At 51.7% G+C, this 21,451-nt stretch carries 12 protein-coding genes; 2 read left to right on the forward strand and 10 right to left on the reverse strand.

From position 1 onward, the window contains the following. Positions 1 to 14 precede the first annotated feature (14 nt). From mnmA to VNA68_03240, 9 genes are all read right to left on the reverse strand, one after another. Positions 15 to 1,046 carry a tRNA 2-thiouridine(34) synthase MnmA gene (mnmA, locus tag VNA68_03200; protein ID HVE81112.1) on the reverse strand — a complete coding sequence of 344 codons (1,032 nt, stop codon included), beginning with the start codon at positions 1,044 to 1,046 and terminating at the stop codon, positions 15 to 17. A gap of 92 nt (positions 1,047 to 1,138) precedes the next feature. Further along, complete coding sequence (locus VNA68_03205) at positions 1,139 to 1,615, reverse strand: hypothetical protein (GenBank protein HVE81113.1); 477 nt, start codon at positions 1,613 to 1,615, stop codon at positions 1,139 to 1,141. An 85-nt stretch (positions 1,616 to 1,700) separates the two neighbouring features. Continuing rightward, a complete protein-coding gene (locus VNA68_03210; GenBank protein HVE81114.1) occupies positions 1,701 to 10,349 on the reverse strand; it encodes a MerR family DNA-binding transcriptional regulator in 8,649 nt (2,882 codons plus the stop codon). A 527-nt stretch (positions 10,350 to 10,876) separates the two neighbouring features. Next, positions 10,877 to 11,830 (reverse strand): CvpA family protein, encoded by a 954-nt coding sequence (locus VNA68_03215; protein ID HVE81115.1) that lies wholly within the window; start codon positions 11,828 to 11,830, stop codon positions 10,877 to 10,879. Continuing rightward, complete coding sequence (locus tag VNA68_03220; protein HVE81116.1) at positions 11,827 to 12,429, reverse strand: YdcF family protein; 603 nt, start codon at positions 12,427 to 12,429, stop codon at positions 11,827 to 11,829. Before VNA68_03220 ends, VNA68_03215 begins: the two co-directional genes overlap by 4 nt. Positions 12,430 to 12,875: 446 nt before the next feature. Then, positions 12,876 to 14,036: a cysteine desulfurase family protein gene (locus VNA68_03225; protein ID HVE81117.1), complete on the reverse strand. Its 1,161-nt coding sequence runs from the start codon at positions 14,034 to 14,036 to the stop codon at positions 12,876 to 12,878. Positions 14,037 to 14,278: 242 nt separating this feature from the next. Further along, positions 14,279 to 15,034: a TatD family hydrolase gene (locus VNA68_03230; GenBank protein ID HVE81118.1), complete on the reverse strand. Its 756-nt coding sequence runs from the start codon at positions 15,032 to 15,034 to the stop codon at positions 14,279 to 14,281. 120 nt (positions 15,035 to 15,154) lie between these two features. Then, positions 15,155 to 16,588, reverse strand: coding sequence for a methionine--tRNA ligase (gene metG, locus VNA68_03235; GenBank protein ID HVE81119.1), 1,434 nt, complete (start codon positions 16,586 to 16,588; stop codon positions 15,155 to 15,157). Positions 16,589 to 17,054: 466 nt separating this feature from the next. After that, positions 17,055 to 18,971: a transglutaminase domain-containing protein gene (locus tag VNA68_03240; GenBank protein HVE81120.1), complete on the reverse strand. Its 1,917-nt coding sequence runs from the start codon at positions 18,969 to 18,971 to the stop codon at positions 17,055 to 17,057. Between the two features lie 138 nt (positions 18,972 to 19,109). Between VNA68_03240 and VNA68_03245 the strand changes: the two genes are divergently transcribed. Together VNA68_03245 and VNA68_03250 are read left to right on the forward strand one after the other, a co-directional pair. Next, the gene (locus VNA68_03245) at positions 19,110 to 19,238 is read left to right on the forward strand and encodes a hypothetical protein (protein HVE81121.1); all 129 of its coding nucleotides are present in this window, start codon (positions 19,110 to 19,112) and stop codon (positions 19,236 to 19,238) included. Continuing rightward, positions 19,238 to 19,723, forward strand: coding sequence for a DNA-directed RNA polymerase subunit alpha C-terminal domain-containing protein (locus VNA68_03250; protein ID HVE81122.1), 486 nt, complete (start codon positions 19,238 to 19,240; stop codon positions 19,721 to 19,723). The genes VNA68_03245 and VNA68_03250 overlap by 1 nt, the downstream gene beginning before the upstream one ends. 40 nt (positions 19,724 to 19,763) lie before the next feature. Here VNA68_03250 and VNA68_03255 read toward each other — a convergent pair. Further along, a partial coding sequence (locus tag VNA68_03255; protein ID HVE81123.1) for a tail fiber domain-containing protein occupies positions 19,764 to 21,451 on the reverse strand: 1,688 nt, incomplete at its 5' end.

Below are 21,451 nucleotides of genomic sequence, written 5' to 3' on the forward strand. Positions count from 1 at the left end.
GGCATTATTCTACCTTAGGCAGCGGTAATTATGCCACCGCCTAAAACTAAATCGCCATCGTAGATAACGGCCGATTGGCCGGCAGCGATAGCCCGCTGCGGTTTAGCGAACTTGATTGTATCGCCATTAACTTCACAATCCACTAATTCACCGCGATGGCGCAGGCGTACCTGATACTCCTTACCGTCTTTCGGCGGCTCGTTAATCCAATGCGCGTTCGTAATCCGGATCACCCTACTCTGCAGTTCCAAATCATCAGGATTATCTGTTACATACACCTCATTCTTTTTCATATCTTTGCCGGTTACAAAGTATGGCTTGCCGCCGCCCACACCCAAACCGTGGCGTTGGCCAATAGTGTAGAATATGGCCCCATCGTGAGCACCAATTACTTTGCCATCGCAAGTCTTAATATCCCCCGGCTCGGCCTCTACATACTGCTGCAAAAAAGCCTTCATGCCCACCGGGCCGATAAAGCAGATACCCTGGGAATCTTTTTTGCCAGCATTTGGTAAGCCGAACTTTTCTGCCAGTTTGCGCACCTCACTCTTTGGGTAGGCGCCGATTGGCATTAAACTTTTGGCCAAGGCCTGGCTGGTTACGCGGTACAAAAAGTAGGTCTGGTCTTTACCCTCATCGGCCGCTTTGTACAGTTTGCCCCTGGCCGTCTTGGCATAATGGCCGGTAGCGATTCCGTCGGCTCCGTCGGCCAATGCGGCCTGTAGAAACAGCTGGAACTTAATCTCTTGGTTGCACATTACATCCGGATTCGGGGTAAGCCCTTGCTTGTACTCCTCTACCATGTAATCAACCACCTTCTGTTTGTATTCCTTTTGAAAGTCAAAGACTTTGAATGGAATATTGAGCGCAGCGGCCACGGCGCGGGCATCGGCTAAGTCTTCCTTCCACGGGCACTCGGCTCCAGGCAAAACTTGTGTCCAGTTCTTCATATGCGCGCCCACCACGCTATAGCCCTCTTTCTGCAAAAGAGCGGCCGTTACGGAGCTATCCACCCCGCCACTTAAACCGACATAGACCTTTTTCATAACAAGATAATATAATCTCTTCTTCCCCAAAGAAGCAAATTATTATGGGGAATCAAAAAAGCCCCGGGAGGGGCTTTTTAATAAGCTTTTATTTATCTTTTTGCTGGGGCGGGTGTTTGAGTTTGGGTTTCTTTATTGATGTTAAGTGTAGCAACTTCAATCAGCTTGTTGCTGGTAGGGCGATACAGATAAGCCTTTTTGGCCTTGGTGTACAAAAGCACCTTGTCGCCGTTCTGGGCGTTAGCAAAGAAGGGTTGGCTCTTGAGCTTACTGGCATCTACCACAGTAGCTACAGTAGGCTCCTCATCGCCAGGAAGAGCAACAATGGCGCCCACCTTTTTTATTAGGCTCTGTGCTTCTTCCTTGCTGGCCTGCTGCGGGTTACCGAGTTTCTTCAGCTTGGCCTGAGCTTGCACGTTCTGATAATACAAGAAGCCGCTTAGCGCTAGCAGTACTGCAATGGCGCCAATAATCGCCCATTTCTTCCATCTGCTCGACTCTTCTAATTTAAGATTTTGAAATGAGCTGGGTGGCTGTGCCGGGGCAGGACCTGTGCCGAACTGATTCATGTATCTCCCTCACATAATTACTTATTACCTACCCAGTATATCCAAGCCCCTTATGCTGGTCAAATCCAAGTTTGGTTATGCCTGATTAGGGTTGGTTAATGCTGGTTTTGGCGTTATTCACACCTAGCGCGATCCACGAGAACTGCATATTATCGGCTGCTGGCTGCTTAAGTACAATGTCGAACCCATTCGGCGTTATGTTGGTGTAAGAGTATTCGCTAAACTGCCCGCCGCCGATATTCACCGAAATAGCCGGGGTTACGGCGTACTGCCTATCGAACTTCACGGTTACTTTCTGCTCACCGGCTTTAATCACGGCGAATCCTGCGGTATCACTGTTAAACGTGGGCCGGCCCGCAAACTCCACATCGGCGTTAAATAGGACATTGCCGAAGAAGGTGGCTATCTTTTCAAAGAAGCTTTCGCCCTTGAACCTGGCCGGGCCGTTCACGGTCAGCCCGCCGCCTACACTAAGGTCCATTGCTACTGTTAGTGATTGCGCGTTCAGACTCTGCAGGTCGGTTTCGGTTGAGCTGGCGCCCGATGTATCAGACTCCTTGGCACCACTTAAGCCCTCTACCTTACTCTCTAGCTCTTCTATCCGGTTGGTGATGGAGGTTAAGTCCTCGCCAATAGCGCCATTGCTGTAGCCGCCGCCCACAATGGCCAGCGTACTACCCACACCGGTACCGCTGAACGGCATAGCCGCCCGGCCGATGATGGCACCCTGCTTAGTAGCCCGCATAGCTACACCGGGGGTGGAAGAGGACGTAAGCGGATCGCCGGCCGCTACCGGGCCGTTCTCTGTGCTGACCTTTACCGGCACCTTACCGCTAATGGCCACAATCGTTTCCTGGCCGCTGGCCTCCCTGCCCTCACTTATTACCAAGTTAGGCGCGCTGGTAACCACACCGACTAAGTTTGTATCGTACTGAGTCTGGGATTTAACGACCTTGTCTGGGTCGGCAGTATCTATGGAGACCACATCGCCAGTGGTAATAGATTTATCGCTGGCAAAGTACTTTTCTCCCAGGTCGGCTCCAATTACTTGATTTGCCCTTAAGATATCCGCACTTACTTCGCCGGTAAAGCTCGCAGATGTTTGCGATTCGGTTGAGCTTGATGATTTAGCCTCAAGCTCAGCAATCCGTGAATCCAGCCCGGTTATCTGCGTATCTACCCCAGCAAGTTTTTGTGTATATTTCTCATCTAGACTTTGCAGCCCGTCGGAAGCCAGTAGTGCATTGGCATCCACCTTGTTGTCTAATTCTTGTATTGCCAGTGCTAGATGTGCCGTAATAAATATATAGTCGATTCCGCGAATTAGGCTAGGGTTGTCTGGCTCATAAAAAACCAGACGAGGATCTATTTCAGCAACTTCTTCAGCTATAAAACCAATCGAAGATTTATTGTTTTCGTTAAACTCATAGCTTACTGGCCTTAAGGCATTAACTATATCAAGCCCGCTTTCAGAAGCGCTAAGGTTCTCTATGTTGTGCTTGTAGCGCTCAGATGACACCGTGCAAGAAGTGGTGCTTCCGGCGCTCACTATACGGCCTGAACCCGATGTGCTGATCTGGCAGACAACGGCATTGGTGGCTGATGCATCGGTGCCAAGGTTATTAATTGTTAATGAGCCGTTTACATTCATAGTAAAAGCGCCGTTACTAGCGATACGCATTCTCTCTGTGTCTGAAAGACCACCAGCTGCTACAGTATAGAATGATAAACGGCCGGGTGCGCTCGTACTGGTGAATGTTCCATCAGCTTGGCCCAAGATATATGCTCCGGTATGGAACCCGGAACCACCACTTCCCCTGAAGCTGATGGCCCCAAGGTTGTCATTGGCCACGACTGCTGTCTGTGTACCCAAAGTATCTGACTTGCTGCGATTAAAGTCGAGGAGACCTTGTTCGTTAGCGGTGGAGTAGTGACTAATAGTTAATCCACCATAGTTGTTAGTTCCACCCGCGGATACAAGCTCTTGCTGTTGACCGAATCGTATCCCTTGCCCCGCAGTTGCTCCCATAATAAGCCTTCCTGAGCTGTCAAAGACAGTCGGCGTGGTGTCTGCATCGCCAGTTTGGTCATTGATACGCAGTGAGAGGCCGGTACCGAGATTGGTGATCATCGCGAGAGTCCCGGCGTTATTGGCGCCAGTCGAGGAAATCCTAAGACCTGTGCCGGTGTTAGCAGCATTGTTACCGCTCATCATTATGTCTACCATCTTGCCCGTGAATGCAGCCGAACTACTGGTCACTAATAGTCCCGTACCAGAGGTAATGGAGTTGGCAGTTATAGTTTCTAGGCCGGTACCGGTATATGCACCGGTGGTAGTGATGTTCAAGCCGCTGCCAACTGTAGCGGCGCCCATAATTAGGTCTACCAGCTCACCGGCTGCCAGTAAGTTTGCGCCTCCACCAGTTATAGACAAGCCAGTGCCTGACGTCTGGGCAGTTTGAGACAAAGTCACACCCGTACCACTAGTAAGGGCATCCATCGTAAATGTCCAAGGGTTTTGGGTAGTAGCAGTGCTCCAATTGAACAGCGTAGTAAATGCCTGGTGATCAAGCACTAGGTTGCCAGTTGGAGCCGTCAGCTGGTTCCAGGCACCGGCCGCGTCAAGGTCAGATAGCGCGCCATTCTGACATTTCTTTAGCAGGTTTTCGGTAGCGTTAGCCCAGATGCGGAACTCGCCGAGGGCACAACCGGCTGGGTTACCGGCCTCTTCAGTAAAGCTTAAGTAGTCACTGCCAGAACCGTTGCCTACAAGCATTAGCCCTGAGGTTTGAGTGGTCGGGGCACTGAACAAAAGCGTGCCATCGCTGACATTGCTAATGGTTTCGCCGTTTTGCAACCGAATATCTATGCCTGTACTTGGGGCGAAGCTAAGGCCGACGTCCCAGCCGCCACCTATATTAATCGCTGTGGATGTCAGCCGAGCTGCATCAGCACCTTCGGTGAGAGCACCAATCTTAAGCCCGTTTATGGTATCAGTCCCAGCCGCATTTGTTGGGCTAAAGGCATCGGTCTCAATAATGTTGTAGGTTAAAGCGTCAGTAGCGCCGCCAGCGAAGCTAGGGGTGAGGTGTAATACGTCTCCACTGGCATTGGAAGAGGCGTGGGAAATGTAGAGTCCGTCTACGCCACTAGTGGCAGCGGCTTGGCCGGAGTTAGAAATTACCACCATGTCTACAGTGGGAGCGGCCGAAGCGGTAATTTGGGTATTCGATCCAGCGGCTTGATTAATTACAAAATCGCCAGATGAGTTTTGAGTAAACGTAATATTACTCGTGCCATTATTCGTAATGGTGTAGGCTGGGTTGTCAGTTGAGTCTAGGGTGTAGGCGTAGGCTCCGGTGTCGCTGATGTTGAGGAACTCGACGCCAGCATCTTGCATGATGAAGTCGCCTGTTGATGAGAGGTTGGTGACATAGTTACCCGCACCATTAAGTATCCAGGTGAATGTATTAGCCCCTAAGCTCGAGCTAGTCACTTCATCCAAGGCCATCGCATTTGATATGTCATCCCAGTCGATACAGTCGGTGCAATTAAAGGTTGTTACAGGCGCTGCATCGATTAATGCTCCATCCAGGAAAAGCGAGCCGTCGACTTCGAGGTCATCCTGAAGGTAGAGGTCATTGTCGGCAGTCACCTCCCCGGCAGCCGTATGGGAGGCAGCGCCACCGGCGTTAGAGATAGCGTTGTAGGCCAGTCCAGCAGCTACGCCGCCGATGGCAAAAGTATCTGTGTCGCCGAAGATGATGTTGCCGGCACCGGAGTCGGCATTTAGAGTAATGTCTCCTGAACCAGCATTGATGGTGGTAGCTGAGGCGGCAGATGTTGAGCCCATGATAATTGTCTGGGTTGAAGTGCCGCCATTGCCAATGCGGATGTCATGAGCGGTCGTAGAGTTGCCGATCTGCAGTGAGCTTGCGCCTGAACCGGCATCAAGTGACAAGGTCGTGCCGGCTACATTGTTACCTATAGTTATGACGTCGGCCGTGGTACCGCCATCGCCAATGTGGATCGTGTCGGCAGCCGAGCCCACCCCGATGTTAATCGTGCTGGCGGCTGCTGCCTTACCCAGGGTTATGGTGCCGTCATCCAGGAACTGCACGAACGGAGTGCCGGCATCCTGCACAATGAAGTCGCCGGTGGAAGAGAGATTATTCACAATATTCCCGCTGCCGGCCGCCGTGGTAGTAATAGCACCTGAGCCATTATTAGTAATGGTGTAGGCTGGGTTGTCAGTTGAGTCTAGGGTGTAGGTGTAGGCTCCGGTGTCGCTGATGTTGAGGAACTCGACGCCGGCATCCTGCACAATGAAGTCGCCTGTTGATGAGAGGTTGGTGACATAATTGCCAGCACCATTAAGTGCCCAGGTGAAGTTATGAGCACCTAGGCTTGAGGTAGTTGGGGCGTCTAGGGCCATGGCATCAGAGATGTCATCCCAGTCGATACAGTCGGTGCAGTTAAGCAAAGTAACGGGTGTAAGATCAACGGTGGTGCCATCGACTTCCAGATCTCCCTGGATATATAGGTCATTGTCAGAGCTAATAGCAGCGTTCGAGGCTGCGCCGCCGGAGTTAGTTAAGGCATTGTAAGTTAATGCGTCATTATTAACACCGCCTATATGAATAACATCGCCGTCTGTAAAGCGGACTTCGTTTGAGCTGGAATCAAGGACTAGATCCCCGCCCCCGCCGGATTTTAAGAAGACCGAATCTATACCGGTGTAGGCCTGGGCGGCGGAAATAGTTACGGTGCCATTGGCGTCAACATCAAAGTTATCAAAATCTATCGTACCAGTGGTTCCTAATATACGGTTCGGCCCGATAGAAAGAGCGTTTACAATCGAGGCATCAGAAGCATCAAAGGCTGTAGTAACTGGATTGCCGCCAGAGCTGGTGACTAATATCCCCTGAGTAAGAGTAGAGTCAGCATCGGCATGATCAAGCCGGAGTAAAGTTTCGGTGGCACCGCCGCCGACAACGTTGTTGTTCTGGATCTGTACCAGCCTCTGTGAATTATTGTCGGTCGTAGCATCATTGGTAAGCGCGAAGGTAAAACCATTAAAAGCTGCTGCAGTTGCTGCAGTATCCCAGGTAAAGAGTGTTGCATACTCTGAGTGATTTAACCCTAAGTTGTTGTTTGGGTTTGTCAAATCGGACCAAACAGTACTACCACCGCCACCGCCACCGCCACCGCAGGTTTGCCATTCGAATTGGGAGGAACTAGATTCAAAACTTAGACACTCTTCGTCCCCCGGCGCGTCGAGCGAATTCAAATCCGAAGTACCGATTGTACCATCGAGTATTTCGCTTGAACTAATTGAGCCATTAGGCAGAACAACTTCCGTATCCCCCAGCCCGTCAGTGTTTACTACGAGACTTGTTGTAAGTCCACCGCCTAATGTCAAGCCGGCCGCACCGCCGGGCATAATGGTAAGCGCGGCGTTGGAATCATCATCTTTAGCTGTCAGAGTCACCGTACCTGAGTCGTTTCGCCCAAAGGTAATTGTGCCGTCAGTGTTACTAGAAAGACTCTCGCTGGTGCCAAAAAACAAATCGCCACCAGACGCAGTCAGGTCGCCAGAAATTGTAACGTTGCCAATAGTACCGGCGTCTGAAATTGTAAGTAAATTATTTGCTCCGTCGGTAATAGTGAGTGATCCGCCATTGCTAATTGCGACAAACGGCGCACCATTGGAGAATGTGATAGGTGTCGCAGACGAAAAGGTCCATGAACCAGAAATTGTTTCGTTTTGGTTCTTGCGTGTAATTAGAGAATTCACGTAGTCAATTACTATGTTTGCCTCGCCAGCGGGAGATTGATTTACGTCAAAATCCGACCCAAAGAAGTCGATCGTCGAAGCACTTGGAGCCACAGAAATATCATTTTCTTCAATGCTTACGCTTCCGCCCAAATCAGAACCACATTGCCAAATATTGTTGGTGTTATCCCATTTTAGAATTTCATTGTTAACACAGCCCTGAAGCAAAGTCAGCTGGTTATTGGAGCCACCCTGGAACTCAAGTCCGGAGTTGCTTGATGTCCCGCCAGTGCCATCTGCACTGGTCAACAAGTTAACACTTAAGCTATGGCTAATATTTTCACCTGATCCCGCACCGGTTGTAGAAATACCGTTGCCGGCTGTGATGTTAGCTGTATAGTCACCTGCAGTATCCGCTCCCAGCGCCACTGAGTTTGGCTGGATGGTAGTTAGTCCTACGCTGTTTATCGAGACGTCACCTGACAAACTAGTGCTGTTCCACTGAGAACCATCACCTACCAGCAAATTGCCAGACGTTGCAGTAGTACTGCCTAGTGTTGCCCCATTAATTTTGGCGACCGTTGGGTTGGGATAAGTGCCACTTAAGTCACCGCCGGCCGCGCCGCCTGGTGTGGTTCCAGATATTGTTACGTTGCCGGCAAAAGTCAGACGGCCTTTTGAATCAACTGTGTATTGCCCTACCTGGGTAGCGCTGCCGTAGGTGCCAGGGCTAACTGCCGTATTGGCTAGAGTCAGAGCCCCTGAGCTAGCTAGGGTTGCATCACCTCCCAGTGTTACGAAGGTTGGTACACCGCTAGCGTTAGCCACAACCAGCTGCCCGCTAGTGCCAGCAGCTGTAGATTGTAGCGCTCCAGATCCATTCCCATACAACAAGCCATTTGAGATAAAGTTGGTGGCTCCGGTGCCGCCGTATTGGACAGCAATAGTGCCGCCCTGCCAGGTTCCGCTGGTGACTGTGCCTACAGTTGTGATGTCGGTAAGGTTGCCGGTAGTTATGAGGGTGCCGTTAACATTCGGTGCCGTGAAGGTGCGGGTGGTGCCTGGGCTGATGCCTGAGGCTTCAAAGGCGATTTGCTTGGTTAGGTCGGCGTCATCAAAAAGTCTAAATAGCGCATCACTAAAGGTGTTGTTACTGGTATTGTCATCGGTAGCACAGACCCATTGGTTGGAGGCGTTGTATTTAAGTACCTGGCTAGTAGCACAATCTATTAAACTGACTCCGTTGCTATCTACCTCTAGGCCTTTGTTTGCCTGGACGGCTACGGCAATATCGTTGGCGCTAGCTGTTATACCGTTACCGGCGCCGATGTTAAGAGTTACTGTATCTGTCGCACTCACTGCAGAGGTTAGCCCTGCCCCGCCGGCTACAGTCAGGGTGTTGCCATCATTGATGGACTCAGGGGCGCCGCTGTCTCCGGCTAAGCTGAAGCTAGAAAAACTACCGCCACCATCTGTCGCACACGCCCAAGCCAAGCCGTTCCACTTGAGGATTTCGGTATTTGCACAACTTCGAATAAGCGAAAGTCCACTAATGCTGGTCTGCAGCCCTGAACCGCTCTGCAGGTTCAATCCAATCGTGTCAGCCCCAGCACTCAGGCCATCGCCAACCCCGACATTCAGGGTTACATCCCCGGTGTCACCCCCGCCTGCCAAGCCTGTGCCGGCATTCACGGTCGTAATATCGCCACTGCCGCCGCCACCTGAATCAGTCGTAGTGGTCAGGATGGTAGTACCGCCTCCCCCGCTAGGCTGCAACTGAACAGCGGTCGTACCGCCTGGCCCCGGAGCACAGACACCGACAATTGCCAAATTACCCTTTTCACAACCCGGCACTTTACCGCGTAGGAGATCGGAGTTCAGGTTCTGCACCAAACCCGTGTCGGGGATTCTAAGATAAGACGTGTCGGGAATCGTGAATGTGTACAGGCTGGTAATATTACCCTCTCCATCGGGAGCAAACACATCATTCACATCTGGGATGCGAGGAAACGGCGCTACCCTATTACGCAGCTCTGGGTTGATCTTCTCTAGTACGTTCAGTGATGTCTGACTGAAGGGCTTAAGCTGCCGAGCCAGGAAGGAATTAGGGGTTTGGAATACGAATTTCTTCGAAGCCGGACTTTTCTTAAAGTAGCCGAGAGTTTTGGCCGTACTATCAGGAAAAAGTATAAAGAGAAGCGTAATAATAGTAATAAGCGTCAGGAAAATTCCGGCCAGTACGCTTGCAGCGGTAATGCTAACCTTGCGAAACCTGTGTAGTTTGTGGATAGCGGTATGGTGTTCGCCTATAAGCGCATGGGCGACGGGATCGTGAATCGTCTTTTTGCCGTTACCGCCATTTTGCGCCTCGGGGCCCGAGAGGGGGCGCAGAATCTCCTCCTCTACTTCTTTGGTGCGCATAAAATAATCGGAGTTCAAAAAGCTCTGTAGGGATTTACGGTCGTAGAGGCGCTCCCCACGCTCGTTGCGCTCGGGTTTGATCATTCCCTTTTCCTCTAGGCGCCTCAAGGTTGAGGCGGAAATGCCCAACTGCTCCGAAACCTCAGAAATAGTCAGCGGCTGGGAGAATTTGAGCTTTTCCAGCTCGTCGATACTGAAGTAGCGGTTTTTGCCATCTGGACGGCTAGAGTGCAGAACTCCGGCTTTATCCCAGCGGCGCACTGTATCTACAGATACACCCAATACTTCAGCCGCTTGGCCGATCGGTACCAAATCCTTCTCCTTAGAGACGGCACCGGGCACAGATTCACCCCCTGAGCCCTTTGGAGCCGATTTGGCCTCGGCTTTAGTGACTTTCCCGGCTTTACCCTTATTGGCGGGCTTTAAGCCGTCAGCCGCTCCATTCTGGCCGTTAGCCGGCTTTCCAGGTGGGACCGGCTGCCCCCCAACTGGAGTGGGCCCCAAGGGAGAGACCGGCAGTTGTGGTTCTAGTGCCATAATCCCTCCCCTTGAAACAGATATAGCCCACCTGTAATAGGTTGGCTAAAACCAATATTAGGCTGTACTCTCTCACACAGTCTTTTTTGCATGCGTTTCTGCATTAAGCTTAAGCACTATTATCGTACCAATTTTCTCTATACAAAGCAATCCTCTTACGCTTATTTGCACGCTTATTTTGGCGGCTTTTCACAGCCTCACTATTTTGGGGGCAAAAAGCATGTCCGCATCGCCTCTCCAAGCCCCCTATGCAAAGCCTACTCAGCACATAGGCATAGCAAGAATCAGCCCTCAAAATGACCAGTAAATACCTATGTATTGGCTACTCAGCACCTATGCATCGTATCTGTTGGAGCCCACCATAACCCCTTTTACAGATATGGGCCAAAACGGCCGTTTTATCGGCTTTTTAGTGCCTTTCAGCTATAACCCAATCCCTATCTGTTGCTATCTGTCGATTCGGATTTTGCCTGTAATCACCTCAATTCCGTGATTGCAGGCCACTTTTCACGCCCTAGTTTAATTCGTCAGTCAGTGAAATTCTGCGTTATCATGAGCCCGCGCGGGCCACCGTCTATAATACCTATCCCCACCTTGCCGAAATCAGGGCTGAGAATGTTCGCCTTATGTCCAGGAGAATCCATCAGCCCCCTGTGAGCTAGCTCTAGGGTGGGTGCCAAAGCAAGATTCTCCCCTGCCGCCTGGAATGTTACACCCCCATTCTTCATCCTGTCGAACGGGTCGAGTCCGTCCGGATTAACGTGACTGAAGTAGCCTCTGGCGAACATATCCCGACTGTGGGCCCTAGCTACTCCTTTAGCCGTCTCGTTCACCTTCAGCGCCGGAAGTCCTCGACCCAAACGCTCTCTGTTTACCATATGCAGCATTTCGCGCTCGGCCGCCTCGTTTACAGATACATCGGTGGTGGTAAAGCCGAGCTCTACAGATTCCTTGCTATCAGGTTTAACCGTCAGGAGGTTTAGGGTCTGCTGAAAGTCTCCGCTAGGCGCCGCGTTCAGGAAGGATTGCAGGCTATTGCCGAGCTTAACCAGCGGCTGGGCTAACCTGGAATCAGTAACCGCCTGCTTGGTAGCAGCCGAAGCCGGCAGATTCATAAATACCGAAAGGCCAACGGCGGTAAACACCAGCATTTGGGCAATACCCAGCGCCGATCCGCCTGCGCGATTGAAGAGCGACATTAAGTGCTGTTCCGACACTTTGCCAAACAAATATCGCGCGATCATGAGCGTGGTGAACTGCACTGCCAGCAGCAGGCCAATGTAGGCTGTAATGTTGGCGATTGAAGACAACATATTAAACTGCACCGCCATGAACTGCCCCACCGGTTTGTAAAAGGCGGCAGCCGCGGCCAAACCTGCAACTAGCGAACCGAGACTGGCCGCTACATTTAAGAAACCGCGCCGAAAGCTAGAATAAGCCCCGTAAACTACTAGCATAATTATTAGAAAATCGACCATCATGGGTTGCCGGGCGCAAGCTCTGGCTGCGACATTACGTACAGTGTTTTCTGCAGTTCACTCAAAGTTAGCTGGTAGCTGTAATCTGTTGCCCACCAATGGGCTTTGCGCCAGCTTTTATCAGGAGCGGAGTGGTTTATTATCTTCACATTTTTACCAAGTGCTTTAGAAAAGCTCAAGCTAGCCCGCTTCTGGTGATAGGGCGAAGTTACCAGAATGACGGTTTTTGCCTGCAAGCGGCGCACCATCGGTGCTACCGCCAAGGCGTTTTCGGCAGTGGTTCTAGAATCTTCCTCTATCTGGATGGCTGAGGGCGGCACGCCGAGGTTAATAGCGATCTGGCGCATAGCGGCTGCGTTTGAGGGGCCCAAAGGATCCTGAGCCGCACCGGAAAGGATTAATTTGGGCGCGTAGCCCTGTTTATAGAGGCTGGCGGCCTCTTTGGTGCGAGAATCGGTTTCGCCGCCGCTGACGGCAATTATGACGTCGGCTTTTTTTAATTTATCCTGTGGAGAAAGAAAATAGCCGATACTAAGGAACAGGCCCGCCGCCAACCCGACTAGGATTAAGAGGGAGAAGATAAAGCTCCTCAGTACATACATGCTTAGATTATACCTTAACAAGCTACAATTCTTCTTTCCAACCCCCAACACCGGCACTCGCTTCTCTCCCCAAATACTCTATTGTTCCGCCGGCCAAAGCGCACGCAACCTGGCACAGCCAAGGGGCTACTAAGCTTTGGCGGTGGAACTATACGCGCCCCGCAGGGGTATTAGTGGTAGGTAATATTGGAGCGCGTGAGAAGGTAGAGATTATGATACCGTTTGTGATTTCTCTTGTTACTTTTGTGCGCACAAAAGTAACCCAAAAAGCGCGCGGCATGGTCTGGTCTTACAGAGCCAGAATGCTCACTCCGCTCAGTACTCGGCTCGCAGAAGAGTCTGTTGCTGCGGAACTCGGGCTTTCAGCCCTCAAGCAGTCCTCGCAAACATATTACTTCCTGCTCCCTCGCTTGAGGTCGTTCGAATGCCGGTTTAGGGAAGGGGAATTAACTTCTTTGGCGCAGATGCTGAACGATTTCTTCTAATTTTTTTACAAAATATTCCAGCTCGCTTTTGGTGGTCTGTCGGCCTAATGTGATTCGCAGGGAAGATTCGGCCTCCTTTTTGGTGAGGCCAATAGCCATAAGTACATGCGAGGGGTCTTCTTCGGCGGCAGTGCAGGCCGAGCCGGTGGCTACCGCTATCCCCTCTTTATCCAGATATGCCACCAGTGTTTCGCCATCTGCCCATTTAATCGTGATATTCACGTTACCGGCTAGGCGCTGCTTACCGGTGCCATTTAGGGTGACATCAGGAATTCGTGTGGTAATTTCGCGGATCAGTTGGTCTCGCAGATGTGCTTGCCGGCGGCTCTCAGCTGTGCGGTCTTTCTGCGCAAGCTCCAGTGCCTTGGCTAAGCCAATGGCCGCGGCTACGTCTTCGGTGCCGCTGCGTACCCCCCTCTCCTGCCCGCCGCCGTAGATAACCGGTGCTACTTCAGTGCCGGTGCGGGTGTACAAAAATCCATTGTGCGGGCCGTACAGTTTCTGGCCGCCCATGCTCATAATATCCACCCCCAGGCGGCTCACCTGCAGGCTTAGCTCACCGGCCTGGGCGGCGTCAGAGTATAGATAGAGGGGCAGTTTAATTCCCTGTTTGCTACGCTGCATACGAATACGTTCGATAACTTGGGCGATTTTCGTGAGCGGTTGAATGGTGCCGATTTCGTTATTAGCGTATGCGATTGCCACCAACACCACGGAGTCGCTGATAGCCTCTGCCAGTTTGTCTACACTAACCAACCCGGAGCTCTCTACTGGCAGTAATCCACCGCGCTCACCCAATGCCTCCACGCAATTTAGAACCGACTCATGCTCGGTAGCCGCCGCCAGCACACGGCCCTGCGGAAACTTTTTGGCAATTCCCTGTATGGCGATATTGGCGGCTTCGGTGCTGCCGCTTACAAAAATAATTTCGGTCGGTTTTGCACCTAGAATTTTTGCAATCCGTTTACGCGCGCCCTCCAGCGCCTGTTTAGACTCTTTGGCTAGAGCGTACGCACCTGACGGGTTAGCAAACTGCGCGCTCCAGTATGGCTGCATGGCAGCTAGCACCCTCAGATCCATTGGGGTGGCAGCGGCGTAATCTAGATAAATCGGTTTTTTCATAACAAGATAATATAATCACCTTCTTTCCCAAAGAAGCAAATGTTTAATGTTACTTTTGTGCGCACAAAAGTAACCCAAAAGCGCGCGGCACTTCCTGTCTTACGACTGGATGCTCACTCCGCTCAGCACTCGGTTCGCAGAAAGTATCTGTTGCTGCGGAACTCGGGCATTCAGCCCTCAAACAGTCCTCGCAAGCAGATTACTGGCTGCTCCCTCGCTTGAGGTCGCTCGAGTGCCGGTGTTTAGATACCGAAAAGCTGGCAAGCATTGGCAGTAGTCTGCCGGGATAATTCCTGAATGCTTTCGCCTCGCAGTTCGGCCAGGAATTCGGCAATGGGTTTAACATTGGCCGGCTCGTTGCGCTTGCCCCGGTCGGGTGCCGGGGTGAGATACGGGCAGTCGGTTTCTAGTAATAATCTATCTAACGGCAACTCCTTTGCAGCCTGCAGCTGACCCTCATCTTTGGTGAAGGTCATTATGCCGTTCAGCGCCACATGCAGCCCGCGCTCCACCGCGCCGCGCATTTCAGCCGGAGTGCCGGTAAAGCTATGCACCACACCCGGCAGGCGATCGTACCCATCGTAAATCTTAAAGAAATCACTGAACGCCTCGCGCACATGGAAGATGACCGGTAGTTTAATCTCAGCCGCCAGCTCCAGCTGTTTGCGTAAAGCAGCTGCCTGCTGCTCGCGGCTAGCCTGGGATTTATAGTAATCAAGACCGCACTCCCCCACGGCCACCACCTGCCTATTCTTGGCCAGGTCTGCAATGTAATCTGCTGCCTGCTCTATTTCTTCGGCCGAATGCGGGTGAACGCCGACCGCCGCCCAAACGTTTTCATAGCGTGCTGCCATCTCTACCGCCTTACGACTGTCATCACTATTCACGCCAACTGTTATGATTTTACCCACTCCGGCCTCCCGCGCGCGAGCCAGCACCTCGTTCACCTCCCCGCGAAATGAATCAAAGTGAATATGGGCGTGGGTATCAATCAACATTTAATTAGCACGGCTTTCTGAAATGAATGCAGTTTAAGGAAAAGCCGAGTAGCGGAAGTTAGGCGTACAGGGCGGTACGCCGGCTGAGCAACGGAGGTTTTGACGCCGAAATGCGACATTTCAGGAAGCCGGCTCGTCGAATTTAGGGAACAGTATCCCTACTTCTTTATTCACAGTCCCATTTGCAAAAGTCTCGGCGATCTTGCGGGCCGTAGTCGGCATAAAGGGCATTATGAGTTCGGCAATATGTAGTAGGTCGCCCACGGCCGAAGCCAGCACGTCGCTCAGCTGCTCGCGGTCGGTCTTGGCCAGCTCCCACGGCTTTTCCTCCTCAATATATTGATTCACACCCTTCACGTGCACCCATATTTCTTCTAACGCGCGATCAAGCCGGAATTCTTTAATGGCAGTGTGGACCGGGCCGACATCGTGGGGCGCCGTCTGCACCTCACCAATAGCGCCCTCTTGATATTTGAGCACCATCGCGGCCACCCGCTGCACGGCGTTACCCAGCTCGTTGGCCAGATCTGCCTCATAAACCTTACGGAAGCGGCTGTGGCTAAACTCGCCATCGCTGCCAAACGGAATCTCTCGCAGCAGGTAGTACCTGAGCGCGTCAATGCCGTACTGCCCGGCCAGTGCAACCGGGTCTACGGCATTACCCAGCGATTTAGAAATCTTCTGCCCATCAACGGTAAAGAAGCCGTGGGCAAAGATGGTCTTCGGCAAGGGCAAACCGGCACTCATCAGCATTGCCGGCCAGTAAACGCAGTGGAACTTAATAATGTCCTTGCCGATCAAATGCAGGTCGGCCGGCCACCAATCGGTAGATTTGGCGCCGGGGTAGCCAGTGGCTGCCAGGTAATTAATTAGAGCGTCTATCCAAACGTAAATCGTCTGACTGTCGTCACCCGGCCAGGCTATGCCCCATTCTTTTTTGGTTCGTGAAACGCTTAGGTCTTCCAGGCCGCCTTTTATAAACTGGGTTATCTCGTTGCGGCGCGATTCGGGCTGGATGAAGGTCGGGTTTTTTTCTATATAATCCAGCAGCTGCTTTTGATACTTACTGAGCTTGAAGAAGTAATTCTCTTCTTCCACCTTCTCGGGCACGGTTTTGTGTAGCGGGCATTTGCCGGCTTCAAGCTCGGCTTCTCGCTTGAACTCCTCGCAGCCGGTGCAGTAGAGGCCAACATACGTGCCTTTGTAAATATCGCCAGTGGCTTCGATTTTTTTAATTAAATCGTAAACGGCCTTTTGGTGGGCCGGCTCGGTAGTACGAATGAACCTATCTTGGCTAATCTCTAGCTGCTTCCAGGTCTCTTCCCATGTGGCTGCCATTTGGTCGGTATAGGCACGCGTGTCCTGGCCGACCTTCTTGGCGGCCTGTACTGTTTTAGTGCTGTTCTCGTCCGTACCGGTAGCAAAAAATACGCTTTCGCCGGCTTGGCGATGGTAGCGAGCCAGCATATCGGCGGCAATCGTAGCGTAAGCATGGCCGATGTGCGGACGGTCGTTAATGTAGTAGATCGGTGTTGTAATGTAGAATTTTGACATACAAACAGTATCTAGTATCTGTTACCGGGTATCAAGGGGTTGGCTAAGCCAAATTCCGCCTTTCCCACCACCGGCACTCTTCCCTCCCCGAATAATTATGGTTTTACCCCAAAAAGCGCACGCAACCTACGTAGTAAGGGGCTACTAAGCTTTTTGCGGGTAAAACAAACCTGCGCCCCGCAGGGGGGAGGTATATTACACACCGATTTGAGCGCATGGCGCGTCCCTCTTTACCAATACGTTTGTGATTTTTCCTGGTGTTACTTTTGTAAGCACAAAAGTAACCAAAAAGCTCCCGGCACCGTCTGCCTGCTGGCAGAATGCTCACTCCACTCAGCACTCAGCACGCAGAAAGAGTCTGTTGCTGCGGAACTCCCCGCCCAAGGCGGGTCAGACAGTCCTCGCAAGCAGATTACTTTCTGCTCCCTCGCTTGAGGTCGTTCTAGTGCCGGTGTGGGGTTGGGGATTAAATTTCAGGGTCTTGGCCGTTGGAGGACGGCAGGCCATGAGCCGTTGCCAGAGTCCGCCGGCGACGGCGCAAAAGTTCAATAATGGCAATAGTTGAAGCGAGAAGCAGAATAGTTACCACGGCCATCGGCGTGTAGTTGTAGCGAGCTTTAGCTGTGCCCAGCACCAGTACCTCCTGCCCACTCGGCTGGCTGTAGCTAGCCTGCTCTTCGCCGAACCATCCATCGCCTATTACCAGACGGCTGATTGATTCTTGTTGCCCCGGAGCCAATCTGCCAAACTGCAGCTTCTCTTTATCTACCGTAACTTCATTATCTACGGTAGAAGTGTGCGGCGGCGCCGTAACCTTAAAGCGCTCCACGGTTATACCCGGGAATAGTACGTAGCGATCAAACTTCACTAGACCCGCCGGTTTGAATTCGGCCAGGCTGCTGATATAACTTAGGGTCGTTTTCTCATACTGGTAGTTGGTATCGCGCCCGCTAGCCATAACGGCTGCCGGCAGTTCGTCTTCGCGGCCCCAGACGCTAAAGGCCACATGCTCTAAGTCGCTAGCACCAAACTGGTCGAACTTTTCGCCCCAGGTCGGATCGATCACCATCCAGCCGACTCCAGGCACGTAAGCCTCCACCCATGAATGCAACGAATCATCTACGGCATCGGATTGTTTCAAATTACCGCTATAGGCATAGCCCACGGGCATCCGGGCAGGTATACCCTGCGCCCGCAGCAGCGCAACCATTAGATCGGAGTATTCCAGGCAGACCACGTTGTCGGGCTGGGCCAGAGCCTTCGTGGCCCCTTGGCGAATGTTAAATTTAATTTTGTCTTTGTTGTAATCGAGCTTGTCTATTACATAGCGGTAGGTGTTTCGCACATTGTCGGCCACGGTGGCTTCAGGCTTATGAATCTTGCCAGCAGCCTCAGACACACTGCCCCCGGTCTGCCAATAGCGGGTAGGTTGAGTGTACTGGCTTATCAGTTCGGGTGGAATGTCTTTCTGTTTGCCGGATTTTGATAAATCATAATCCCGCCAGCGCACTTCGGTGGTAACATCGGTTGCGACGGTAATGCGCTCCCCAGCCTTTAACTTATAATCGGCCAGAATGTTGCCGTCAGCATCTAGTCTAGTAGCCGACGGCTTGGGTGTGAGTGAATTAATGTAAGTCTTTTGGTTGCCCATATCCGGCGGCAGGGCGACCGTAAGAGTCTGAGGAAACAGGCCATTATTATGCAGCGGAAAGTTGAAGTTCAGGCGGTAAATGTTTGTATCCCCGAAGTTCAGCGCTAGAGCCCTAGTCATCAGCGCGCCTTTATTAAAATTAAAGTACTGTGTGCCGTTGCGGGTACCGGCTGAGGCAGATTTGATGCCTGCAAAATGAGCCGTACCAAAACTAGTCGGCACCTCCACAGTCACCTGGTAATCATCGGTGCCTTCCGCTGGCTCTATGGAGGGTACATAGACAGTGTGTGAACCTCCGCGCGATTCCACTAAGCCGGTTGCCTGATACCTGACGGTAAAACCCCAGCTGCGCCCCTGGCCAAAAATCTGGCGGGGAAAATCGATTTTAATCTGCTGGTAATCAAAATCTATATCGCCCTCTTTGGCCTTCTGTTTGTTGGTGGTAGCCGGTATGCTGCCGCCGCCGTCATAGGTGACATTCAGATTGGTCAGTGTAGCCGTCGGGGTCGAAAGCGTGATTTCATTCAGGTACAGCCGGGGGGTATTATTTGTAACGCTGTAATGCTCTGTTACCTGCGTGCTACCGTCGGTATTTACGTGGTAAGTTACGCGCGTATCGTAGTTAAAGTTTTCGCCAGCGGCAGTTGGCCGCGGCAGAATCATCACAAATACAGCCAGTACCCAAACCGCCAAAATAATCTTTATGCGCGCCCGAGGCGCAAATCGTTTCATACAGGTCTATGATACAAGTTTTAGTCTTATATACGCAAACCGCTTACGTTTTACAAAGCATACCTTTTATGGTATGATATCGGTCTTGCTCCGTAAGGAGAGTTCTTATTTTAAGCAAGCCAAAATCAAAGGGGAGAAATGGCTCTAAAGCGCCCGCTTACATTTGCGTCATTCCTGGCCGGAGTTGCCGTGCTCGGCTGGAGGCTGCTTGGTTGGATAGCAACCGAGCAGGATAAGGGCTATTACGTGCCGAAGGATGTCCGCTGATGGCAAAGCCGGTATACGATGAGAGCATCGTAGCCCTTGGCTCCGCCGAGGAGGCCATACAGCTGCAGTGGCTTGCGAATAATATTTCCAAGCTAGAGGACCTAACCGACCGCCAGCAGCAGGTGTTAGTAAAGCGGTTCGGCCTGGGAAGCGGTCAAATGCTCTCCGTAGCCGAGATTGCCACCCAGCTGGGGGTTTCCAAGCAGTGGATCTATGTCACCATCCGCAATGCTTTCAAGCGGATGGCTCGCATTGACCCGCCCCAAAAACCCGAGCGGATGCCCAGTCAAGATCCAATGGTAGACGAGCTCGATATAAGCCCTCGCACCACTAGACGTTTGCTTTCGGCCGGTATCCTGACTATCCACGATCTCTGCAACTGCACCACGAATCAGCTGCTAGAAATCAAAGGACTGGGCAGGGGCAGTCTGGAAGAAATCGAACACATGCTTGCCTATTATGGCAGGCGGCTGCGAACCAAATAGCCGGTTCCGTTATTACACGGAGCCGGCTTTTACTTTTGTGCTAGTGGACTATCAGCCAGTCTAGTTTGGCATTGGCTGGAGCTGGGGTGCCGAATTGGATAGTGAAGCCGTCTTTGGTCTTTTCAGTTACTGCGTAAGATGTAAGCCAGCTAGGGGTAGCACTTAGTACGTAGTTCTCATCTTCTTGTGGGCGTGTGAAGCTGTATTTATAGGTTGACTCACCTAAGACTATTGGCGTGTTTGCTTTGCGCCTGTCATCATCTAGCTTCAGATCACCCTTGACGATGATATCCCCTTCGAATGTCGCATCGCCAGTCACCTTTAGGGTTGCCACTGTGGCACTGCCCGTAACAACGAGGTTATTAATAGTTGCTTTGCCAGAAACGTTGATGTTAGCGAAGTTAGCGTCAGAACCTTGCTGAATGTAGCCGCCCGATTCAGGTAAGGTTCCTGTAGCGCTTTCGAGGGCGGAGACCCGGCCCTCTAGGTCATTTACCTTGGTATTTAGCTCGGTTGTGGCTTTGATATTCAAAATGCCTAGGCCAGTGTAATCTAGGGTTTTGTAGCCATTGCTGTCTGTTGAGACTAGGCTTGGGAATAACAGCTCTACATCTTGGGCGATTAGTCCTGTTTGGGTCTCAGTTCCAAAATGATAGTCTGGGAACTCATCTGCCCGCCAGTTGTAATTTACGACTTTTAGCTCCCCGAAATTGGTCAATACATCTTGCATGTCGGTGATGTTTGTTTTTAGTCTGGCGTCGGATGAGCAGCTGCCGGCGATAACTGTTGCGTCAGCATCTTTAACACAACCGGTGGTGCCGGTACCGACACGGATGTCGCCAGAAACATCTAGTTTGTCGGCTGGTGTAGTTGTTCCGACTCCGACCCTGCCATTGATGGTATCTACATTTAGCACTGATGTGCCATCGGCCTTCTGAACCTGGAAAGCCGTGGTGGAGTCGGTTTTGGTTTTAATCAGGGCGTTGCCCGAAACGCCGAGGTCACCGGAAACCTGCAGGCTCTGGCCGATAGTAGCACTGCCAGTTATCGAAATATGTTGATCAAAGTAGGCATTATTGTTAACTTGGAGCACCCCGGTCCAGAGACTTCCAGAAGTTAATGAAACTGTTTCGGCACCGGAAACATCGTATATTTGGAATTCACAACCGGTCCGATCAGACGAGGAACAGGTGCCGCTGTTAAAACTATTGCCAATGAAGGCATAGCGGCCAGAGACCGCAACACTACTGAATGAATTAGTTCCGGTGCCGGCATTGGTGGAGTCTGTTCCTCCAACATAACTTGGGCTGGCTGGATTGGAGATATCGAAGACCAGGAATTCACAACCGGTCCGATCAGACGAGGAACAGGTGCCGCTGTCACCATTCTTGCCGATGAAGGCATAACGGCCAGATACGTAAATAGCCTTAATATTGCGGCTATTGGCAGAGTCTACGTCTTCACCACCGACATAAGTTGGACTCGATGGGTTAGAAACGTCATAGATCCGGAACTCACAGCCGCTATTGTTGCCAGGCACACAGTTACTACCATTACCATTTTTACCAACATAGGCATAACGGCCGGATACGAAGATGGCATTAATGTCGGTGCCAAGGGCATCAAGAGAGTCGGTTCCGCCAACGAAGGTTGGGCCAGAAGGGGTAGAGGTGTCGTAAATCTGGAATTCACAACCGGTCCGATCAGACGAGGAACAGGTGCCGCTGT

The sequence above is a fragment of the Candidatus Dormiibacterota bacterium genome (genome assembly GCA_035536395.1).
GTDB lineage: Bacteria > Patescibacteriota > Saccharimonadia > UBA4664 > DATLOE01 > DATLOE01.

Excerpts from the sequence above, each read along its gene's own strand:
- VNA68_03220 (HVE81116.1), bottom strand. The coding sequence starts at position 12,429 with ATGTATGTACTGAGGAGCTTTATCTTCTCCCTCTTAATCCTAGTCGGG.
- VNA68_03250 (HVE81122.1), top strand. The coding sequence starts at position 19,238 with ATGGCAAAGCCGGTATACGATGAGAGCATCGTAGCCCTTGGCTCCGCC.
- VNA68_03225 (HVE81117.1), bottom strand. The coding sequence starts at position 14,036 with ATGAAAAAACCGATTTATCTAGATTACGCCGCTGCCACCCCAATGGAT.
- VNA68_03205 (HVE81113.1), bottom strand. The coding sequence starts at position 1,615 with ATGAATCAGTTCGGCACAGGTCCTGCCCCGGCACAGCCACCCAGCTCA.
- mnmA (HVE81112.1), bottom strand. The coding sequence starts at position 1,046 with ATGAAAAAGGTCTATGTCGGTTTAAGTGGCGGGGTGGATAGCTCCGTA.
- VNA68_03210 (HVE81114.1), bottom strand. The coding sequence starts at position 10,349 with ATGGCACTAGAACCACAACTGCCGGTCTCTCCCTTGGGGCCCACTCCA.
- VNA68_03245 (HVE81121.1), top strand. The coding sequence starts at position 19,110 with ATGGCTCTAAAGCGCCCGCTTACATTTGCGTCATTCCTGGCCGGAGTT.
- VNA68_03240 (HVE81120.1), bottom strand. The coding sequence starts at position 18,971 with ATGAAACGATTTGCGCCTCGGGCGCGCATAAAGATTATTTTGGCGGTT.
- VNA68_03215 (HVE81115.1), bottom strand. The coding sequence starts at position 11,830 with ATGATGGTCGATTTTCTAATAATTATGCTAGTAGTTTACGGGGCTTAT.
- VNA68_03230 (HVE81118.1), bottom strand. The coding sequence starts at position 15,034 with ATGTTGATTGATACCCACGCCCATATTCACTTTGATTCATTTCGCGGG.
- metG (HVE81119.1), bottom strand. The coding sequence starts at position 16,588 with ATGTCAAAATTCTACATTACAACACCGATCTACTACATTAACGACCGT.